The sequence below is a fragment of the Paenibacillus polymyxa genome, from assembly GCF_001719045.1.
Taxonomy (GTDB): Bacteria; Bacillota; Bacilli; order Paenibacillales; family Paenibacillaceae; genus Paenibacillus; species Paenibacillus polymyxa_B.
Genome location: NZ_CP015423.1, coordinates 642609 through 664807, shown reverse-complemented (window position 1 = coordinate 664807; position 22199 = coordinate 642609). Strand labels below are relative to the sequence as shown.

The following is a 22199-nucleotide window of genomic DNA, read 5'->3' as shown; positions in this document are numbered from 1 at the left end:
GCATATTAGAATTAAAAAAGGGAGTCTCCAAAGCCTTAATGGCTAAGGGGACTCCCTTTTTGTTAGGGCGAATCTCATCTTCACCCAACCTATCACTTTCTGCTTTTGTCTTCAGTTATGGACGGACGGCTCCGGAAGGAGCCGATTCCCCCATGGCATTCATGGAAGTGACACGAAACCAACCTTTTAGCTTTTTCCCTGACTTATATTCAAAGCTGGTAGATGCGGTAGAGCCTATGTTTGTAAAAGGCTCCGCACCGTTTTCGCTGTAATACACGTTATAGCCTGTAATAGCGTCCGCAGATTTACCTGCGCTCCATTGGAGCGCTACGGATGAGCCAGCGGCTTTAGCTTGAGGCTGTCCAGGGGCAGTAGGAACCTCTGTAGGCTGCGCACCTGTTCCATCTCCCTCGCCCGGAACGTTTGGAGACTCAGAATCTGCAGGTGGCACCACAGGTGCTGCGCTTGCTTTCGTGCTTGGCCCGGACTCATGACCGCCCACATCAACGGCAGTCACGTAGTAGCTGGAGCTGCTGCCTCCAGGGCTGTCAGAGAACACCTTGGAGCTGTCAGCCATAACGACCTTGCCAAGCCGTTGGAAGCTACCCCCATCTGTAGAACGATACAGACGGTATCCTACGACGTCGCTGTTTCCGCTTGGGCTAAAGCTGATTATGGCTTTACCGTCACTATAGCTTACGTTGACGCTAGATGGAGCGTTAGGAGCTGCTCCATCGTCCTTGCGTGGATCAATCTGAGTAGGAGCTTCCTTATCTGCATCCTGAGGTAGATAGTAGGACAACGAATTATGTCGTCTCATCACCTTAAAGGCTTGCTGAAGCTCTTTAATCAATTCTGAGATTGACTTTTCCCGTTTCCTAACGGTCCGTTCATATAACATATCATCCGGTGTACCATCGCGTGGAATATAATTCACACCTTGGTAGGTAATATATTTCGCACGGCTCACACCATTTTCACTGTTTTTAGGTGGATACTTACTGTTATAAATGTCCGAACCATACGCGGATGCTGTACGGCTTACAATGCCGTCAGGTCTCTTGAAGCTGTCCGTTTGGAACAGCTGAGCATCTTTAGCTGTTACTTCATTCATGATTAGAGCCCATAAGCGGCGAGCCCGCTCTTTTTGGACTTTCGTTTCAAGCTTATTGACAGGTTGCTTGTAACCAACCCATACACCCAGTGTGACGTCAGGCGTAAAGCCCTCGAACCAAACATCAGTGTAGGATTGCGTAGTGCCTGTCTTGCCGGCAATCGGAATCTTACCGGATTGATCAAAGTTCCGCTTCACCAGTCTGCCTGTGCCTTCCGACACGGCTGTACGCAACATATCTGTCATCAGGTAGGCGGTTTGCGGTGAGAAGGCCTGCACAGGATTAGGCTGATGCTTATATACAATATTGCCTTGCGAATCCACAATCTTTTCGATCATATAGGCATCATTAAACACACCGCCATTTGGAATGGCTCCATATGCATTCGTGAGTTCCTCGACGGTCACCCCGTGGGCTAAGCCGCCAAGTACACCCGTTTGGGCGTTGTTATCACTAGATTCCAAGGTGGTGATACCCAGTTTTTTAGCAAAAGCCCAAGCATTGCTAATCCCTACTTTTTCGTTAAACAGCTTGAGTGCTATCGTATTAAGCGATTGATTCAGTGCATAACGCGCCGTGACCAATCCTTGATAGCGGTTGTTAGAATTTTTCGGAATGTGATATCCATTACTGCCATCTTTCAAAATAATAGGGGCATCATCCACGATACTACCAGGCTGCACAAGACCGCTGTCCAATGCAGGGAGATAGGCAGCAATCGGTTTCATTGCCGAACCCGGCTGACGTACCATCTGGGTGGCATAATTCATCTGCTCCTTTTGGAAGTCCCGACCTTCCATCATTCCAAGAATGGCGCCTGTTTTATGCTGAATCAGAATTGCCGCTGCTTGTTCGTCACCCTTGGTTTTACTAGTGGCAGAGAAGTTGTTTTTATTTTCTGCAATTTGACGCATAGATTTGTATACGCTCTTATCAATGGTGGTGTACACCATATAACCGCCTGTGCGAAGCTGCTGTTCGGCTTCTTTGAGTAAATCGTTATCATCCTTGGTCTTGGTATCTGCACTGGCATTAGCTGCTTGACCCGGATTGGTGACAGACATGAGTGCCTGCGCAGCTTGTCGTTCTGTTTCCATCATAAGATATGGATAGGTGTTATAAGCTTTAACAGTGCGTGGTGCGAGAGAGTTTTTGATATCAAAAGCCATCGCTTCATCATACTGTGCTTTATTGATTTTGTTTTCCTCCAGCATTCGACTGAGTACCAGGTGCTGGCGGTTGAGGGCTCTTTTAAAGCCAGCTTCATTAAACTCACCCTTACCGTTGAAAGCAGAATAAGAAGAAGGAAGCTGTGGCAAACCTGCTAGATAGGCAGCCTGGGCTATATTAAGCTCGTTCAGATCATTCTCATTAAAGATACCTTTGGCCGCTGCTTTAATGCCAAAGACGTTGTAACCGCTTGAACCGTTACCAAAAGGTACTTTATTGAGATAGGCCGTAATAATTTGTTGCTTGCTTAGGAAGCGCTCAAGGCGCAGCGACAGCAAAATTTCTTTGACCTTGCGGTCATCCGTGCGATCGAGATTTAGAAAGACACGACGCGCAAGCTGCTGGGTGAGGGTACTACCCCCGGTTTGTACGGATTCATGCAGCGCCTTTTGCTTCACAGCACGCAGCGTTCCCGACAGATCGACACCTTTATGCTCGTAAAAATGATTATCTTCAATGGCAATGACTGCGTCAATGACGAGTTGTGGAATCTCCTTAAACGTGACAGGTCTTCGATCTTCTTCTGTCCGAAGTTGTCCGATGGGAGAGCCATCATTGAAATAAGCGAAGCCTGTGATTGCATTCTTATCTACTTCCTGTAGGATCATGGATCTGGAACGCACGGGTTCGCTTTTTACAATAGAAGCAACATAGCCGGCGGCGGCTCCTCCTGCAAATAGTGCCCCCATAAAACCGATGATGACGACCCACTTTATGACACGGCCGAGCCTTCGCATGGTTGTCCGCAAGCGGGAAGGCTTTGGCTCTGATACATTGTTTTTTTCTTCAACCATTAAGTCTTCCTCCTTTATAACAGCCATTATTATAGCATAAAATTACAAAATGAACCCATATGCTAAAAAGCCTGTCTTTTGGTGTCGTTGACTACATAAAAGCAGTGTGTTATAAATAGGTCAAAGTAAATATCGTGAAAAGCAGAGAAAGACTTCAGTAGAAGGCGGATTCACGTTGTACAGAGAGCCGATGGGTGGTGTGAATCGGTAGCGTCCCTCCTTTGAATTACCGTCTGGAGCTGTCTGGATGAATGGAAAGCATTTGCAGATTTGCGAAGCTGCCATAGTAATCCAGTACCGGGTGTAGGCCCGTTATAGGAATGAAGTGAAAGAAATGTCTGTCTTTGACATGCGTTTCTTTAATTAGGGTGGTAACGCGAGCAGCTCCTTCTCGTCCCTTGGGATGAAAGGGGCTTTTCGGTTTGTTTAATATGTTATATTTTGGATGAAAAATAGGAGGTATACAGGATGAAGTGGGAAGAATTGAAGCCGGAGCAACAGGTAGAGGTCGAGCGACAGCTAGAGGTGATACGTCGTGGAGTAGCGGAAATTGTACCTGAGGATGAGCTGAAGCGTAAGGTTATTAAATCGGTCGTTAGCGGCGAGCCACTCAAAATTAAGCTGGGTCTAGATCCGTCTGCGCCCGACATTCACATCGGACATACGGTTGTTATGCACAAACTGCGCCAGTTCCAGGAATTAGGCCATCAAGTGCAACTGATTATCGGAGATTTTACAGGCAGAATTGGTGATCCGACAGGTAAATCGGAAACTCGTAAGCAACTGACTGAGGAAGATGTACAGCGTAATGCACAAACGTACAAGGAACAAATTTTTAAAATTCTCGATCCTGAAAAAACAAAGGTATTCTACAATTCCGAATGGTTAGGGCCAATGTCTTTTGCTGATGTAGTAACCCTGTCGGCCAAAGTAACGGTTGCCCGTATGTTGGAACGGGATGATTTTACAAAAAGGTACCAAAACGGATTGCCGATCAGCATCCATGAGTTCTTTTACCCGCTGATGCAGGGCATGGATTCCGTGGCTCTCCAAAGCGATATTGAATTGGGGGGGACGGATCAGAAGTTTAATCTGCTAATGGGCAGAACCCTGCAAAAAGAATACGGAGTTGAGCCGCAGGCTACGATTACATTACCATTGCTTGAAGGGCTGGATGGCGTCCAGAAGATGAGCAAAAGTTTGGGGAACTACATTGGTGTTGATGAGGAGCCGAACGAAATATACGGTAAGTCCATGTCCGTTCCTGACGAGCTGATGCTGAAATATTTTGAGCTTGCAACGGATATCAACAACGAGGAGCTGGCAGAGCTGGCGAAAGGTGTTAAGGACGGCTCAGTGCATCCACGTGATGCCAAAATGAAGCTGGCTGGAACGTTAGTGCGCATGTACCATGGTGAAGAAGCAGAGGAAGCAGCGAAGCAGCATTTTGTGACCGTATTCCAGCAACGTGCGCTGCCTGACGATATTGAAGAGTTCACCTTGACGGCTGATCAGTTAGAAGAAGGTGGCATTCGTGTGATCCAGTTGCTGACTCATCTGGGCTTTGCAGCATCTAACGGTGAAGCCAAGCGCAGTATTCAGCAGGGTTCGGTCAAAATTAACGAAGAGAAATGGACCGATGTGAACGAAGCATACATGCCGAAGGAAGGCGACATTGTGCAGGTAGGTAAACGGAAATTTGCTAAAATCAAGCTTGGATAATGAAAATATATTCAAAAGCAGCGTTGAGATTGTATCGATCTCAGCGTTGCTTTTTTATTTCTGCAAAGTGAAAAGTCATGGTAAACTTAGCACAAATAATCAAACATGTAGGTAAAGAGTTATACATAATGAAAACGTGGGTTGCACAATTTCGGTGTAGGATCGATAACCAAAACAATTACAAGTGCGGGGAAGGATTATATGGACTACTTTAAACGAATTCAGTGTGCGATTGAGTTTATTGAATTGAATCTCCGGGAGGATCTAAAAATTGCCGATATTGCTTCACAGGCATGCTTTTCAGCTTTTCATTTCCAGCGGGTTTTTCAGGCCATTTCGGGTTTTACGGTTCAACAATATATAAGAAGGAGAAGATTGTCCGAGGCGGCTGAACAGCTAAAACAATCCAATCAAAAAGTGTTGGACGTTGCTATTGAGTATCAGTACAACTCACAAGAGGCTTTTACCCGCGCTTTTGAAAAGAATTTTGGGATCACCCCTGGGAAGTATCGTAACGGTGATATTGAGCTTCCTGGGCAAAGTAAAATCAATTTTCTGGATTACCAAAAAAATACGATGGGGGATTTGGATGTGAATAAGCCGGTGATATTGCAGCTCGAAACGGTCAAAATTGTAGGATATGAATATAAAACAAACCTGAATAATGAGCAGCACTATAAAGAAATCCCAGGATTTTATGGACACTTTGGAGCAAATGAATATTTTATGTGTATCCCGAGCAAAATTGCACCGGGAATGTCATATGGGGTTGCCTGTCGATTTGAAGACAACGGTGCATTTTCATTTGTGGTGGGCGAGGCAGTTGAAAAAGAGTCAAAAGAACTGGCAGAGGGTTTCATATATATGGAGATTCCAGCAGGGAAGTATGCTGAGTTTGACGCTTCGGGTTCAGATGGACGGGTTCAGAATATACGAGACTTTATCTATGGCACATGGCTTCCTAATTCTAATTTTGAACGGAGGGAGGGGCCTGATTTTGAAATTACGGACGTGATGAATTCCTCCTATCCAGATCATTTGAGTATGAAGGTATACATCCCCATTGAATAAAACCCTCAGGCTCGATGCACAGAGAAGATAAAAAAGCACCCGAATAAATTCGGGTGCTTTTTGGTGCTAATGCAAGGATTAGCGGTTGTAGAATTCGACGATTTGTTTTTCATCGATATCTTGGGACAATTCGCCACGCTCAGGCAAACGAATGAATTTACCTTCCAGAGCTGCGTCATTGTACTCCAGGTAAGCTACCAAGTGGTTGCGGTTTTCCAAAGCTTCTTTGATGGAAGACAGGGAACGACTTCTTTCACGAAGACCGATCACGTCGCCAGGGCTTACTTGGTAAGAAGCGATGTCAACTTTTTTACCGTTCACAGTAACGTGACCGTGAGCTACCAATTGACGTGCGCCTGCACGGGAATTAGCAAAGCCAAGACGGAATACAAGGTTGTCCAGACGGCTTTCCAGCAAGAACATAAAGTTTTCACCAGCGATACCGTGCATGTGTTGAGCTTTATTGAACAGGGTACGGAATTGTTTTTCACCCAAGCCGTACATGTGACGCAGCTTTTGTTTCTCTTGAAGTTGCATACCGTAGTTGCTGATTTTTCTCCGTTGGTTTGCACCATGTTGTCCCGGAGGGAAAGGGCGTTTCAATTCTTTACCTGTGCCGCTCAGGGAAATACCGAGACGACGGCTCAATTTAAATTTAGGACCAGTGTAACGTGCCATTATAGAGTTAACTCCTTCATAATTAAAATTTGAGTTGGGGCTCTCTTTGCGCTCCAATTTGTTCGGCGCTACCTATTAAGGTAAGACGCACTACTGACAGAAAAGTTCAGCCGCTGTCCTGTCAGCAACAAAAAAGATGAGGGTGACACAAACTGTTACGCCCAAAATTTAAGATCCGCACAGTAGATAGTTCTGCCGTACAGTCTTTTTCAATAATATATACTATATGTAAGAGTAGGTCAATGTCAAGAAGAGAAAAAGAATGAAAACGTCAAAATTTGTCGATAGGGCTTTAGAACTAAAAAAGTGGGACGAATTTCTGGAAAATGGATGCAAATTTCTAAAGTTGAGAGTAAAATAGATCATATTATGAGCTATAGTGGTGTATAGCCGCTGTCTTGGTACAGCTAACTTTGCTGTGAAGGAGCGCCTTAATATGTCGGAATTTTCAACAACGGATCAGCAAATGCTTGACAGTAAAACAGTCCAGGCTAGCGGTGCTCCGCTGTTTGATGATAAAGGATACACGTCTTTTGCCTGGCTCCAGAACATGGATATGACACCCTATGATTTCCCCTATATTAATCAGCTTCTTGTCCAAGGATATCGGAGTTGGTTACAGCAGAGCAATGGTATATCCTGGATTAACGAAGAGTATACTGCTGTTTTTAATTTTATAGGTGTTCGTGTTGCTGGTAGGGAAGAAGATGATGACGAGGATTTGGACTTGGTCGAACGTTGTTGCATATCTAGAGAGATGGAAGTGAGCCAGCGCAAACTTCGTGATGGAAGCCTTGCGTTTGTGTATATGGTTCCCATACTATGTCGTAATTATAAGAGGGAGCCCTTTGCCGCTCTTCGTTTTACACGGCCTGCTCAACATTCTGTCTCAAATCAGGACACATTGTTAGTAGCTGCTTTACATTTTAAATCCTGCTTTTACTCGAAGTTTGAGTACATATTTATGGAAGATATCCTTGGGATGCAGAATCGAAGCGATCGTGAAGGTAGACGCCGTTCTATTTTATTTCAGATTGTAAAACGGATGCATGACAAAATTGACGTGGAAGGCGTGCTGGATGAGGTATTCGGGAGCATCGCCTATTTGTTTCCCCATGTAGATATCACGTTGTACATGAGTCAGGATCGACACAGTCGCAATCCGCAGGTCAAACCTTTGCTGCTGCATGAACGGGATGAAGATGTATGCGTCCGTGCATTTATGAAAGGGCAAATGGCTGTGAACGAGCCTGTCGGTACACAAGATGAAATAACTGAAATCGCCATCCCATTACGTGGCAAGCAGGGTGTATACGGTGTTTTCCATATGATTCTTCCATCGGGTGCGGATAGTATGAAAAAAGTGGATGTAGAGCTGATTGCCATGATGGCGGATACGGCTGGTACTGCATTTGAAAATGCGAAGCTGCTTGAGCAATCGAATGTACTTATCCATGAATTGCGTCTCATTAATGAACTGGTTCAGCGCTTGAATCAGAGCCTGAAGTTAAATGAAATATTTGAATTTGCTGTGCAGGAGTTATTAAAAATGTTCATGGCGGACTTTTGTTGTATTGTACAGCTTGATCAGGATGGAAACTGTTTTAAAGTCATGTCGAGTAATGTGGAAAGCTTAAGACTGGAAAGTTACCCTCTTGAAGATGGATTTGCTGGGCTGATACGCTTAACAGGAGAACCAGTGATTGTGTCGGACTATAGAAAGGATGGAAAGATATCCTCTCATTTTATGGATGCGACAGACTCCCAGTCTTTGATGGCTGTACCTATGAAGACCAGCGGTACTCCTAAAGGGGTTATACTATTGTCCAGCAAGCTTCCACACTCTTTCTCTTACGATAATTACAAAATGCTGCAAATGCTAGCCCCTCATATCGGATTGGCGGTAACCAATGCTATGCTGCACGCTGAAGTGCGGCGGTTGGCTAATATGGATATGTTAACAGGTCTGTATGTACGTCACTATGTGGACCAAATCATTCAACAACATCAGGAAAAGGATTTCTGTGGATCTCTTATTTTGGTAGATATTGATCAATTCAAACAAGTGAATGATACGCATGGGCATCAGACGGGTGACGAAATTTTGAAAAGCGTCAGCAATATCGTTCGTTCGGCGACTCGCGATGAGGATGTATGTGCAAGATGGGGCGGCGAGGAGCTTGCCATTTATTTACCACAGCTGGGGGTTCAGCAGGCGCTCGAATATGCAGAAAAAATACGTTACCGTGTGCAGCATGAAACCGAGCCTCAGGTGACTGTTTCTTGCGGGATTGCTGAATGGAACTGGCTGGATGAGCAGATCAGTATTGAATCTTTATTTTATAGGGCTGATATGGCCTTGTACGAAGCGAAAAATGAAGGACGCAATCGAATAGTTGTTGATCATGTAGCCAATGTGTAGAGAATATTCCATAGGGAATGTTCTCTTTTTGTCTTGCATAACCCATTGCAGACAGGTAATCCTAGACGTAGCTATATCGTGTGTATGATTGAATTATAGGGAAAACACGATAAAGTGAACCAGGTAGCATAACTGCCTTGAAGCAGGCTTATTGCTCATGAGTACAGTTATGTTCAGGATAGGACGGATGATGGATGTATTGGAGAAAGCAATGGGTGATGCAGGTTTGTGTGTTCCTTGTAATAGGTGTGTTAAGTGGTTGTGCACTGGATCGACAATATACTCCTGAGCAGATTTTTAAGAGAGCTGTTGCAGGAATGGCCGGCAAAGAGATGGTAACGTTTACTGGACGGACTGCAATTAGAGCTGACAGTGGTCTGCCGACGAATAAGCAGTTTGAATATCGCGGTAGGCTAAGAAATCACGATGAATTGACCATGCACTGGGGCTCTGCAGTGGCTTTTCGTAAGCAAGGTGGCTACGCAGCTCTGCAACAAGGTAAGTCCGAGCATGATGTTACACAAGAACGTTTTCTTCGTCAGAGTGGAAAATGGGTTGCGCTGACATCCGGTTATCCCCCTCTGGTTGGAAATGGTATGTTAAATCGCTTCAATCCGATTCAGGAGCTTGAGGAATTAAATACACTGAATAAGAGCATTCGTATGGAAACGGGAGCTGCCCGGGGAACTTGGGTGTTGAGGATTGAACCGGAATCTGCTTCGGCAAAGCGCTGGTTGAAAGATCGTTTAATAAAAGAAATGAATACTTTAAACCCTCAAAACGGGATATTAAAAACGCAGCATACAGGAACGAATCGAGAACTGCAAAAGAAGTTGAGCCAAATATGGGCACAAAGTTGTGAGGATATGAGCAACCAGCTGGAGCAATCCATTGTGCGTACTGTGTATCATCTGACCATAGATCGCCAAACAGGTTTACCCTTAAAGCTTTCATCGGAATGCAGGATTTCCCGACAAGGAGCGAATGAAGAACTGCATCAAGAGGCTTTGATAACCAGAGTTACTTTTAAGGACTACAAGTAACGTGGCGGGCATGATACAATGAATTTTGAATTAACCATTGTTCAAAAAGAATGAAATAGAGAAGGAGAGACACTACATGAAAGATCCTAGAATACTTAAGCTGGCAGAAAATCTGGTCGGTTACTCTGTTGAAGTGCAGCCTGGAGAAAATGTATTGATCGAAATGATTGGTACAGAGCGCGACTTGCTTAACGCCGTCATTCATGAAGTTGGTAAAAAAGGTGGAAATGTTTTTGTACAACTTACAGACCGTAAGGTACAGAGCGCCATGCTTCGTCACGCGACAAAGGAGATGCTGGAGACCTGGGCTGAGATTGACCTTAACCGGATGAAGCAAATGCACTGCTACATCGGAATTCGTGCAGGTGAAAATGTAAATGATCTGTCAGATGTGCCGGAAGATAAAATGAAAATGTATAATTCCATTTATCAGCATGCGGTACATAGCGAACAACGGGTGAAACACACTAAATGGGTAGTGCTGCGTTATCCGAATGACAGCATGGCTCAATTGGCAAATATCAGCACAGAAGCGTTCGAAGATTTTTATTTCGATGTGTGTAATCTGGATTATGCAAAAATGGACAAAGCTCAAGATGCATTGGCAGACCTGATGAATCGGACGGACAAGGTACGGATCAGCGGACCGGGTACGGATTTGAATTTCTCTATTAAGCAAATCGGAGCTATCAAGTGTTCAGGTCAATGCAATATCCCGGATGGCGAAGTATACAGCGCGCCTGTACGTGATTCCGTTAACGGAACTATCAGCTATAATGCACAAACCCTGTATAATGGTATTACTTTTGAAAATGTTAAATTCCGTTTTGAAAATGGTAAGATCGTGGAAGCGACGAGTAACGATACGAAGCGGCTGAATGATATTCTCGATTCTGACGAGGGAGCACGTTATATTGGCGAGTTTGCCATCGGATTTAATCCGCACATTTTACATCCAATGAAGGATATTTTGTTTGACGAGAAAATCGCCGGCAGCTTGCATTTTACACCGGGTCAAGCTTATGAAACAGCGGATAACGGTAATCGTTCATCGATCCACTGGGATTTGGTGTTGATACAGCGTCCAGAATATGGCGGTGGTGAAATTTATTTTGACGATGTTTTGATTCGTAAAGACGGCATCTTTGTACTGCCTGAGCTGGAGCCATTAAACCCTGAGAATTTAAAATAACGATATCCGTTCTTGCTGAGAAAGCGATTTCAATGTATTATTATGGGGGAGTAACGATACATGACAATTCAGTAAAGCGAGGGATCTCTATGTCCAATAATAACGCGGCGGTTGTTGAAATTGCACAGACGGCGAGCAAGTTCACCTCTTCCATCGTCCTTCATTCCGAAAATAAGTATATTGATGTGAAAAGTATACTGGGCTTGTTTACGACCCTAGTCAGCAGCCATAGCTATGAACTACACGTTCATGGACCAGATGCGGAGGAAGCTAAGAAAGCGATCATCGAGGTATTCGAGAAGCACGGACTTCATATTTCAGTAGCCAGCTAACTTTATTCTTGAAGCAAAAGCATCCCTACCTGTAACTGTAGGGATGCTTTTTTTGTCAGGTTCTTGTATTAGCCTGCAATTTGGTCTAATATTAAGGATAGGACGTCTTGTGCGACATTGAGACATAGGGGGGAAGAATCCATGACTTCATCTGATTTGCAGGAACAATTGAATATCAAGGCTATTAATCTGCTTCAGGAAGATGCAGATAAAATAAAGAAGCTTATTGAAGTACAGATGGAGAATCTGGCAACCCGTTATTGCCCTCTCTATGAGGAAGTGCTGGATACTCAGATGTACGGATTTTCCAAGGAAGTGGATTTTGCGGTTCGCGCTGGACTTCTTCCGGAAATGGTAGGTAAACAGCTGGTCAGTGAGCTGGAACGCAATCTGGCTATTCTATATGAGGCCATGAATAATAAGGCCAATTAGGAAGACGGTTGAATTGATGAGAGCATGCGGAGTTTGAGAGCATGCTTTTTTTGATGCCTTTTTTAAAAAAAATGTTCCATTAGGATGGCAAAAGCGCCTCGCCCTTCCACCATCCTAATGCACATTTTAAAACCTTAAAAGCTACACAAGGAAGAAGGAGACACCTAACAATACATACACTACCAGTAGCATGAGTCCCTCATACCAGTTGGTTGAGCCGTCCTGGGTGATGGATTTGGCGATAAATACAGCGACAGCAATGGCGACCAGCTCAATAGTGGTGAAAACAATATTCATCGTGTTTCCCATAAAGTAACTGACAAAAATCAGCACAGGGGCAACAAATAGCGCAATTTGCAAACTGCTGCCGACAGCTATTTCGACCGATGCACCGATTTTGTTTTTCATCGCCAGTAAAATAGCAGCGCTATGTTCGGCTGCATTACCAATAATAGCGACGAGGAAGGCACCTACAAACAATTCGCTGAGCCCAAATTGGGTCGTAAACACCTCCAGTGTACCTACCAGCCATTCGCTGACAAAAGCGACCATGACGGTAGCGAGTACCAAATAGGCAATGGATTTGTTTCTGGACCACACAGGGGCATGCTCATGTGGCAATTCTTCATCTTTTTGTTCGGTCACGTCAGCTAAATAGTCCTTATGCGTAATCATAGAGAAAATAAGCCACGCAATATACGCGACAATGAGCGTGCCTGCGACAATCAGGCTGAGCGTATCTGATTCGTTATCCGTGATAACGTGTGTGTTCAGAAAGACAGCTGGAACGAACAAGGCAATAACAGCCACAATCATCAGAGAACCACTTAATCCAGCCAGCGATATATTGAAATTTTGCACTTTGTACTTCAAACCGCCTGCGAACAGACTTGCTCCGAGCACCAGCAGCAGATTACCGATGATGGAACCGGTAAGACTGGCCTTTACCATATCGTAAAGACCTTCTTTAACGAGAAAGATGGCGATGATCAGTTCGGCTGCATTACCAAAGGTGGCATTTAAGAACCCACCTAGACGTTGGCCAGCATAATGCGCGACACTTTCGGTCGCCCTGCCGAGAAAACCGGCTACGAATACAACAGAAATTGCACAAATGACAAATTGGGCTATAGCATTCCAATGGGTGTAATGAGCGACTGCGCTAAGAGCAAATGTCGCTATGAGCAAAGCGGGAGATAACCATTTTTTCAATGAAGAGCACCTCGATATCAATAGATGTGTACAAGTTTGGCGAAAGCTGTCACTTGTATGGATTTTCTAAATTAATATACCCAAAATGATATAGGTTGTAAACGAAAGTTGTTTTTCATACGTAGGGTTTGCATTTGGAGTGGCTGAGGCTTTACAATACAAATAAAGGATGGATGATGAAGGGGGACATAGGTCATGGCAGAGCAAATTCAACAACTGGAAGCAGGAAACATCAAGATTTCCAACGATGTCGTAGGTAAAATTGCCGGGATGGCCGCATTAGAGACACCGGGCATTGCTGCAATGTCAGGCGGTTTATCGGAAGGCTGGGCCAAAAGGCTGAGTGGTAAAAATGTACAAAAAGGCGTATCAGTGGAGGTTGGACAGCTGGAAGCTGCCATTGATCTACGTATTATCGTGCTCTACGAAACACCTATTCATGAGGTGTCCCGAATTCTTCAGCAAAATGTGCGAGAAGCCGTCGAAAGTATGACGGGTTTGCGGGTCGTGGAAGTGAACGTAAAAGTGGAAGGTGTCGCGTTCAAGGACGACGCAGTGTAAAAGAATCAGGAACCGACAAATTGATATTTTTAACCAATTGTATACACGTCGGGGAATTCCGTGGGATAACCCGAATAAAACACGAAAACTGGTGGTTATAGAATCGCCAGTTTTCGTTTTGGGAATCAACAGTATAGCCATTTTTGCAGAGGGCTCTCGTATTTTATACATAACCAAAAGAACTTCCAAAGCCACCGTTGTAAGTGGTCCTTGGAAGTTCTTTTTTTAGCGAAAACGGTTGGTTCTACGAGTTTGAAAGCGATTGGGTACTTCATTACGGACAGCTACCCCTGTGGTGCGTTCCTGCACCGCTTGTTTGGTGTTCTCACGAGAAATACTGAGCATAATGCCCATGGAAAACATCATGACAAGTAGGGAGGAGCCACCAAAGCTGATAAATGGAAGCGTTACGCCAGTGATTGGAATCGTTTGGGTTACACCGCCGATATTAATGAAGGCCTGAATGGCGATCAAACCCATGATGCCGGTGCCTACCAACGTTCCGAACGGATCATGGCAACGAAGAGCAATGATCATGCCTCGCCAAATGAAATACAAATATAGCATCAGGAATATGGCTGTTCCGATAAATCCGAATTCTTCACCGATTACGGAAAAGATAAAATCATTAAATGAATTAGGAAGATAGTGAAGCTTGATAATACCTTTACCAAAGCCTGACCCGTTTAAGCCGCCTTCACCTATAGCTTGCAAGGACTGTACCAGATTGTACCCCGTTCCTTGTCTATATTTCTCGGGATTAAGAAAGGCTTGAAAGCGCCCGATTTTATAATCTTGCTGGGCAGCAGCTTGTCCATCTGTGGTTCCAGAATCTCCTCCAAACAACGACCCAATACCAAATACGATGGAAGCACCTAGCACGAGTAGGACGATTGATGCTGTAATATGCTTGACACTGGCTCCTCCGGCATAAATAATCAGACCACTGGTGGCAACCAAAATGAAGCAGGAGCCTAAATCAGGTTGAAGCATGATGAGTCCTGCAACACAGCCTACAATGACTGTTACAGGGATGTAGCCAGTCCGCAGATCTCTAAAGCGATCTCCTTTTTTGACGATGAGTGCGGATAAGTAAAGAATGATGGAAATTTTCGCAAGCTCCGTTGGCTGGAAGCCAACACTACCAAACCTGAGCCAGCTTTTTGCGCCGTTAAGTGAGCCTGTAAAAAGAACGATGATTAGCAGTAATATAGTTATAAAAAACAAAGGTACAAAAAGCTTTTTATATTTTTCCATCTTAATATTCATAGCTACCAACATAATAAAAAGTCCAAGTACAGCAAAAGCAGATTGGCGCTTCACAAAATATAAAGAGTCAAAATTGTATTCTTTATTCAGCAGAGCTACGCTGGAGCTGGAGCTAAATACCATAATTACACCGAATCCAACCAGTAACAAAGTGAGGATCAGCAATTGGAAATCCGGTGTGCCTCTTCTTCGAGTCTCCGGCTTCGTATTTCTCATATCAGCTTCCCCCGGTATTCGCCACAAGGTATATTCCTCGCAGACGGTTATCATTTTATCGTTTATCCATTTTATCATATTATGTTTGATGGGCTTCTGCAAGCTCCCTGGAGCAACAGATATCGCAACAATTCCATATCTGCTACAATAGGATAAAAATGAAGACTTGAGAGCAGCGGTGCATACGTGGTGACGCTGCATGTTTAATCGGGAACTTGCCCGATGCTTTAAAAGGAGAGGTGGAGCAGAATGACACAACATGTGATAGACGAGACCTGGTTTGATCGTTTGCAAGAAAACATGGTGGAATGGCGTAGACATTTACATAAGAATCCCGAAATTTCCTTTCAAGAAAGCAAAACCGCAGCTTTTGTAGCGGATAAGTTGGAGAGTTGGGGAATCGAGATTCGCCGTCAGGTAGGGGGACACGGTGTTGTAGGCACCATTCGTGGTGCTAAACCTGGGCCTGTCGTCATGCTGCGCGCCGATATGGATGCTCTTCCTATTCAAGATGAAAAGGAATGTGAATATCGCTCCAGCGTGGACGGAGCCATGCATGCTTGCGGCCATGACGGACATACATCCGCGTTACTTGGAACGGCTTACTATTTTAGTCTGAACCGGGACGAGCTGCAAGGAGAAATTCGGTTGTTGTTCCAACCTGCGGAGGAATTGCTGCCTGGCGGAGCGGTCAGTGTGATAAAGGATGGTGTATTGGAAGGTGTGGATGTCATTTATGGCATCCATTTATGGACACCTTTTCCGGTCGGGACGGCCGCGAGTTGCGCAGGGCCTCTGATGGCGGCGGCAGACGATTTTTATATTGAAATCACAGGTAAGGGTGGGCATGGTGGCATGCCTCAGTCCACTAATGATAGTGTGGTGGCGGGTTCAGCTCTTGTTATGCAACTGCAAAGTATCGTAAGCCGTTCAGTCGACCCTTTGCGACCTGCCGTGCTGACGGTGGGAACCATCCAAGGGGGCTCTGCGCAAAATGTGATCGCAGAAACGTGTCGCTTGAGTGGGACGATTCGTACGTTTGATGAGGAGACACGAACGGTAATGAAGGAGCGACTGCATGAGGTGACAGAGCTTACAGCCGCAACATACGGTACAACAGCACAGGTTCGCTATATTATGGGATACCCACCAGTTGTCAATGACGCACATGAAGCATCTCGTTTCTTTAATGAAGCAAAATCTGTTTTTGGCGAGGAGAATGTACAGGAAGCGTCGAAACTGATGCCTGCTGAAGATTTTGCGTATTATTTGGAACGTGTGCCAGGTTGCTTCATGTTCGTAGGAGCGGGTAACCCAGTTAAAGGAGCAGTTTATCCACACCATCATCCGAAATTTGATTTTGATGAGGATGCTATGATTAACGCGGTTCGTTTGTTTATTGCGATGTCTACGGGATACGCTGCGGAACGAAAAGCAGGGGCAATTAAGGGCTAAAATGAGTTGAATTAGGAACGGTTCAATCTGGAGTATGAGCTGAATGAAATGGGGTACCCTACTCTTGAAAAGGAGGGAGTACCCATGAAAAAAGTTCAGGAAGTTATGACTAAAAAATGCGTAACGGTTACCCCGCAGGACAATATTTATGAAATTGCGGTCAAAATGAAGGACAATGATACTGGTTTTATTCCGGTTGTGGAAAGCGAAGGCAGTGATAAGTTGATCGGTGTAGTAACGGACCGTGATCTTGTCGTTCGCGGCTATGCGGCTAAAAATTCGGGTTCGGGTTCGGTCGATACAGTTATGACGACAGGTATTCGTACAGCTAGTGCGGACATGTCGGTGGACCAAGCAGCTGAACTGATGGCAGAGCAGCAAATCCGTCGTTTGCCCGTGACGGAAGGAGACCGTCTGATCGGGATTGTCTCGATCGGGGATTTGGCTGTTCGTAATATTTTTGCAGACAACGCTGGAGAGGCGCTTAGCCATATTTCCGAGCAGGTCCACTAGAAGAATAATTAAGGTAGCATTAGTTTAGGGAGATCTTTACCCCGAGCTTCTAATCAGGAGTTCAACCCGAATATGGGTTGAACTCCTTGCTGTTCTGGTTGATATGCGAATAAACGGATAAGCTATTTATTATATAACTTTAAAATGATGTATGGTTAGATTATCAGGAGGTAGTTATGAATCCAGAACATCCTTGTATTGTACAACGTGATTTTACCGTTCTGCTGGAAATGGGCTTGCCCGGTTCAGAATGGGCTCGTTCACAGTTGCAGATTTATGCGGAGCTGGTTAAAAGCCCGTCCGCTTTTCATACATATCACCTCACCCCACTGTCTTTGTGGAACGCAGCTGCCCTCGGATGGAGTGCTGAGGACATTCAAAATAGTTTGAACTCCATGTCCCGTTGGGATATTCCACGTGATTTGTTGAAGGATATTGAACAGCTCGTTTCTCGTTATGGGACGTTGACGCTTTCAAGGGAGGGTACGGAAGAAGAGCGAACTTATAGCACAGATACGATTGGCGCATACCGTGCTGAACATGAGCCAGACGGAGGTATAAAGACAGGGAAAGCCAACAGCTATACAATAGGTGATCGCTTGATCTTGGGAGCAGAGACCCCCGCTTTACTGGATGAGCTACTGACCAAGCAAGAGCTAAAACAGCTTGGTTTACTTCGCGTTGACGAGGTAAGCACATCGGTCCCGCCCGAAAATCGGGGCTTGCTCAAGCAGGAATTAACGCGCTTGGGATATCCCGTTGTGGATACGGCAGGCTATCTTGAAGGGAATCAGCTTAGTTTTACCTTGGGAAAGGGACAAACGAAGTTGCAGCTTCGTGATTATCAAGTAAAGGCCGCTGATGCGTTTGAAGGAGCGGACGGCTTAGGGGGTAGTGGTGTACTGGTGCTTCCATGCGGAGCCGGAAAAACAGTGATAGGTATGGCGGTAATGAATCGGTTTCAGTGCGAGGTGCTTATTCTAACATCTAATACTACATCTGTACGGCAATGGGTAGAAGAGTTAAAGCAAAAGACGGATATTCCTGCCGATTCCATCGGGGAGTATAGTGGTCAGAAAAAAGAGGTGCGTCCGATTACGGTGGCAACTTACCAGATTTTGACACACCGTCGTACCAAAGATGGGGATTTTGAGCATATGAAACTGCTGAGTGAGCGGAAGTGGGGACTCATTATATATGATGAGGTTCATTTGCTACCCGCGCCAGTATTCCGGGCGACGGCTGACATTCAGGCTACCCGTCGTTTGGGGTTAACGGCCACGCTGGTTCGAGAGGATGGTTGTGAACGGGATGTGTTCTCTTTAATTGGACCCAAACGATACGATATGCCGTGGAAGGAGCTGGAGCGACAGGGCTGGATCGCTCAGGTCGATTGTGTGGAGCTACGGCTTCCAATGACAGCTGAACTCTTGGAGCGCAGTATGCGTGCGGAGGGCAGACAGCAGTACCGAATTGCAGCCGAAAATCCGGTCAAACTGAAGGCGGTGCGTAGCCTGATGCAGCAGCACAGCGGTTTGCCCACGCTTATTATTGGTCAATATTTGGACCAATTGCGTATATTGGCTCAGGAGCTGGGCGTCCCACTGATTACGGGTTCAATGAGCCAGACCGAGCGGGTGCGTTGGTTCGATGCGTTCCGCAAGGGTACAATTCGGACCCTATTGGTGTCCAAGGTTGCAAACTTTGCGGTGGATTTGCCAGATGCGGCAGTAGCCATAGAGGTATCGGGTAGCTTTGGCTCTCGCCAGGAAGAAGCGCAGCGACTGGGCCGTATTCTGCGACCAAAGTCGGGCGAGAATAAAGCTTATTTTTATGCGCTAGTGACGGAGAATAGCAAGGAGACGGATTTTGCAGCTCGTCGTCAGCTGTTTCTGATCGAGCAAGGCTATGAATATGCGGTTCGCAGATTTAGTGTGACAGAGACTATCGGAGGCCGGAATGCTAAGTCTGAAGATCGTGAGAAGAAAAAGGAGGCCTAATCAAGAATGGGCGTAACGAACATGCAAGACAGCTGGAATGAGCTTTCATCGGATGAGCGGCTAGTACTTAGACGATGCTTTATCCGGTACGCGGGACAGCCCATGAAGGAAGAAGAACCTATACAGCTTACCCGGGGAGTGTTAAGCGGAGTCGAAACGAAACTGGCACTACGTGGATTACGTGCCCGGGGCTGGCTGGAGGCTGTTACCAAATCGTGGGGCGAACGAATTTTATATATTCCGGTTCATCGGCTACCGGATCTGTACGATATGTTGTTAGAGCAAAATCCAATGAACATGATGCATTCGGATCATCCGATAACGGTACATGAATCAATGACAGGCCTGGAGTCGGAATTACTGCATGCGTTGTCACGTATTGCGGTACAAGGTGTCCCTTTGACGGCCAAAGGAACCATACATAAGCGATCATTGCAAAAATTGAATGAACTGACCCCCTTTCGCCCAGATGACCTGATGGGTCTTGGGTTGCATTATGCGCATGCAGAGCTGTATCCAGTGCAAACGGTGGTAATGATGGATTTGCTACTCAGTTTGGGGCTGTTAGTGAAAGAAACGGTGTCTTTTCGCATTCAGGAAACGGAACTCGCGACTTGGATTCGTTTGTCTGCTTGGCAAATGCGCAAGCATATTTTTGCTACACTCATGGAAAGATACGGCAAGGCCGAAGCGTCTATGCAGCATTTTCGCTATATGCTGTGTGCCGTCTCCCAGTATGTAGGAACAGAAGGGTGGATATCTATCAAGTTTCTGCTGCAATGGATGCTTCAGGTAGGCCTAATCCAGCATGAGAGTACGAGCAGAGCTGATTCCAAGAATGGTGCCCTTTTAGACCTTGTTCCTATAATCTCAAATCCGGAAGGGTTTGCGGGAGAAACGGGTTCTGATTTTAATTTCAATGAACCTTTCATGGAGGAATTGAAGAGTTGGCTGAAGGCTCTGACTGCTTTTGGAATGGGCGATTGGGGCCAGACTGTATCGGGCGAACTGTGTTTTCGCTGGAATGTATCTGTGATAGAAATGCTTCGTCCCAATAATTACGAGGATACACATCAAGAGCATGGTGCTTTTTATGTACAACCTGATTTTGAAATATTGGTTCCACCAGATGTGGCATATGATGTGCGCTGGCGACTGGAATGCTGCTGTGAACGTGTGACAGGAGATCGGATGGTAGTATACCGGCTCACCAGAGAAAGTGTTACAGAGGCAATCGAGTTAGGGATGGAAGCCAAAGCAATTCCTGCTCTTCTGGATAAATACAGCCGAACAGGTGTGCCTAATCATGTGCGTATGACGGTAGAACAGTGGGCAGGTGATGTCGGACGGACCGCTTTTGCAAAGGTAACACTTTTGCGATGTGGCACACGGGAGGATGCAGACATAGTTGCACGCCATCCCGCGCTGGAAGGATTACTGGAACGGCTGGGCGATAGGGACTTTATTATTCCGGCGATCTCTGCTGTCAAAATACGAAAAGCGCTTGCTGCAATTGGATTAGGCCCACGTCGTGAACCGGAAGGTGTGGACGAGCCAACTCATCATTATCCATTGATTTCGGAAACAGAGAACATAAGTTCAGGCAGTCCCAACAGTGAAATGGAGTCCAACCCGATTCAGGCCCGTCCTATCTTTTCCCAAGAGGGAAGAGCAGGTTTGGTTTATACAGGGCGTACGCTGCATTTTTACGAACAAGAGCACATGTTGCCTGATCCGTCTGACTATTTTCCGGAAAGATCTACAGTCCCCTCCTCATGGACAAAAGAATGGAGGAGTTACCATACTTCCACTGCCCGGCAGTTGATCGAGCAAGCGATCCGTTGGCAGGCTGCTGTGGGACTGCGAATCGGTGGGAAAGAGGTTAAATGGATACCGGAGGCGGTGGTTCCCGGTGCACCATGGAGTGTCACAGGCTGGTATGCCTCAGGAATGGATGACGAAACACCTTCTCAAGCGAGCTTACAGCCAAGTGAATGGTCAGACATGCGGTTGCTGGTTCCTTTTACATAGTAGAGCCAGGAAGTGCATGAAACTCCTTCTTCTCAAAAGAAGGATGTGGTATGATAAATGAGTCTACTTTTACAGGGTAGAACTTTATATAAAGTGAGATGAACATTCATGAGCGTAGCCGAATTGAATACGGTCAATATGGCAGAAGTGCTTATTAACGCCTATGAATTGGGCGATATGGTCAACCGATCCTTTGAGGTATCGGATTATTTATATTGGAAACAGCGTGTGGAATTGAATCCGTCTATTCAGGCGTGTGTACGCAAGCTGGATGCCAAAAAGGAGCTATTCGCGGAAACGGAGCGTTTTGGGCATTTTCATCCGAACTATCATGAAGCGAAGGATGCAGTGCAGGTCGTTGAGCTGGAACTGGAACAATTCGTGGAGGTTAAGGAGTTCAAACGAGCCGAAAAGGCGCTGGATGATATGCTTCATGCCATGTCTGAAACGATTGCATATTCCGTGTCCGAGACCATTAAGGTGCCGAGCAATGATCCGAATGTGAAAAAGGGCGGATGTGGTAGCGGAGGGAAATGCTCCTGTGGATAGGTCATAGGAATGATACCGAGTGGAGGGGAGATGAAGCGAATGTTTGCCGAGCGGACAGGGTACATCATTTGGGTAAGCGATATCAAGGCTGCCCGCAATCTGGAGAAATACGGAAATGTCCACTTTATTTCAAAGCGTATGCATTATGTAGTTATATATATGAATGCGGATCGGGCAGAAGACACCGTTAAAAATATTCGCAGACTTTCCTATGTGCGTAAGGTCGAGCGTTCTTTTCGAAATGAGGTTAGGACGGAGTACAACGACGATAAGGAAAAGATGAAAGAATATGAAATATAAGTTTCTAATATCTATAAATTGTAAAATATTCTTAAAAGGTCAGCCTACGGGCTGGCTTTTTT

18 protein-coding genes and 1 other annotated feature are annotated in these 22199 nt (G+C 45.5%); of the genes, 14 read left to right on the top strand and 4 right to left on the bottom strand.

Going from position 1 to position 22199, the window contains the following annotated elements:
* Positions 1-115: 115 nt before the first annotated feature.
* Positions 116-3139, bottom strand: coding sequence for a transglycosylase domain-containing protein (locus tag AOU00_RS03150; protein WP_069289896.1), 3024 nt, complete (start codon positions 3137-3139; stop codon positions 116-118).
* Between the two features lie 135 nt (positions 3140-3274).
* Positions 3275-3541, top strand: a binding site (T-box leader).
* A gap of 66 nt (positions 3542-3607) precedes the next feature.
* On the opposite strand from AOU00_RS03150, the gene tyrS reads away from it, so the two are divergent.
* Complete coding sequence (gene tyrS, locus AOU00_RS03145; RefSeq protein ID WP_069289895.1) at positions 3608-4861, top strand: tyrosine--tRNA ligase; 1254 nt, start codon at positions 3608-3610, stop codon at positions 4859-4861.
* Between the two features lie 201 nt (positions 4862-5062).
* Positions 5063-5932, top strand: coding sequence for an AraC family transcriptional regulator (locus AOU00_RS03140; RefSeq protein WP_069289894.1), 870 nt, complete (start codon positions 5063-5065; stop codon positions 5930-5932).
* Positions 5933-6010: 78 nt separating this feature from the next.
* Here AOU00_RS03140 and rpsD read toward each other — a convergent pair whose 3' ends face one another.
* The gene (gene rpsD / locus AOU00_RS03135) at positions 6011-6610 is read right to left on the bottom strand and encodes a 30S ribosomal protein S4 (protein WP_013310919.1); all 600 of its coding nucleotides are present in this window, start codon (positions 6608-6610) and stop codon (positions 6011-6013) included.
* 436 nt (positions 6611-7046) lie between these two features.
* On the opposite strand from rpsD, the gene AOU00_RS03130 reads away from it, so the two are divergent.
* From AOU00_RS03130 to AOU00_RS03110, 5 genes are all read left to right on the top strand, one after another.
* The gene (locus AOU00_RS03130) at positions 7047-9032 is read left to right on the top strand and encodes a sensor domain-containing diguanylate cyclase (protein WP_069289893.1); all 1986 of its coding nucleotides are present in this window, start codon (positions 7047-7049) and stop codon (positions 9030-9032) included.
* 218 nt (positions 9033-9250) lie between these two features.
* The gene (locus tag AOU00_RS03125; RefSeq protein ID WP_069289892.1) at positions 9251-10075 is read left to right on the top strand and encodes a hypothetical protein; all 825 of its coding nucleotides are present in this window, start codon (positions 9251-9253) and stop codon (positions 10073-10075) included.
* 76 nt (positions 10076-10151) lie between these two features.
* Positions 10152-11267, top strand: coding sequence for an aminopeptidase (locus AOU00_RS03120; protein ID WP_069289891.1), 1116 nt, complete (start codon positions 10152-10154; stop codon positions 11265-11267).
* 89 nt (positions 11268-11356) lie between these two features.
* Entirely contained in the window at positions 11357-11599 is a 243-nt protein-coding gene (locus AOU00_RS03115; protein WP_013310915.1) for an HPr family phosphocarrier protein, read from the top strand.
* A 141-nt stretch (positions 11600-11740) separates the two neighbouring features.
* Positions 11741-12031 (top strand): Fpa/YlaN family protein, encoded by a 291-nt coding sequence (locus AOU00_RS03110; protein ID WP_007431028.1) that lies wholly within the window; start codon positions 11741-11743, stop codon positions 12029-12031.
* 141 nt (positions 12032-12172) lie between these two features.
* On the opposite strand, the gene cax is transcribed toward AOU00_RS03110, so the two are convergent.
* A complete protein-coding gene (gene cax, locus AOU00_RS03105; protein ID WP_069289890.1) occupies positions 12173-13243 on the bottom strand; it encodes a calcium/proton exchanger in 1071 nt (356 codons plus the stop codon).
* A gap of 195 nt (positions 13244-13438) precedes the next feature.
* Here cax and AOU00_RS03100 point away from each other — a divergent pair, with 195 nt between their 5' ends.
* Positions 13439-13804, top strand: coding sequence for an Asp23/Gls24 family envelope stress response protein (locus AOU00_RS03100; RefSeq protein WP_013310912.1), 366 nt, complete (start codon positions 13439-13441; stop codon positions 13802-13804).
* A gap of 225 nt (positions 13805-14029) precedes the next feature.
* Here AOU00_RS03100 and ftsW read toward each other — a convergent pair whose 3' ends face one another.
* Entirely contained in the window at positions 14030-15289 is a 1260-nt protein-coding gene (gene ftsW / locus AOU00_RS03095) for a putative lipid II flippase FtsW (RefSeq protein WP_061829008.1), read from the bottom strand.
* A 249-nt stretch (positions 15290-15538) separates the two neighbouring features.
* Between ftsW and AOU00_RS03090 the strand changes: the two genes are divergently transcribed.
* From AOU00_RS03090 to AOU00_RS03065, 6 genes are all read left to right on the top strand, one after another.
* Positions 15539-16744, top strand: a complete 1206-nt coding sequence (locus AOU00_RS03090) for a M20 metallopeptidase family protein (RefSeq protein WP_069289889.1) — start codon at positions 15539-15541, stop codon at positions 16742-16744.
* Between the two features lie 84 nt (positions 16745-16828).
* On the top strand, positions 16829-17257 hold the full coding sequence (locus tag AOU00_RS03085) for a CBS domain-containing protein (RefSeq protein WP_023989320.1): 429 nt from the start codon (positions 16829-16831) through the stop codon (positions 17255-17257).
* 176 nt (positions 17258-17433) lie between these two features.
* Positions 17434-19257 (top strand): DNA repair helicase XPB, encoded by a 1824-nt coding sequence (locus AOU00_RS03080; RefSeq protein WP_069289888.1) that lies wholly within the window; start codon positions 17434-17436, stop codon positions 19255-19257.
* Between the two features lie 6 nt (positions 19258-19263).
* Entirely contained in the window at positions 19264-21288 is a 2025-nt protein-coding gene (locus tag AOU00_RS03075) for a helicase-associated domain-containing protein (RefSeq protein ID WP_069289887.1), read from the top strand.
* Positions 21289-21396: 108 nt separating this feature from the next.
* Positions 21397-21837, top strand: coding sequence for a YlbF/YmcA family competence regulator (locus AOU00_RS03070; protein ID WP_061829012.1), 441 nt, complete (start codon positions 21397-21399; stop codon positions 21835-21837).
* 39 nt (positions 21838-21876) lie between these two features.
* On the top strand, positions 21877-22137 hold the full coding sequence (locus AOU00_RS03065) for a YlbG family protein (protein WP_069289886.1): 261 nt from the start codon (positions 21877-21879) through the stop codon (positions 22135-22137).
* Positions 22138-22199: the final 62 nt, after the last annotated feature.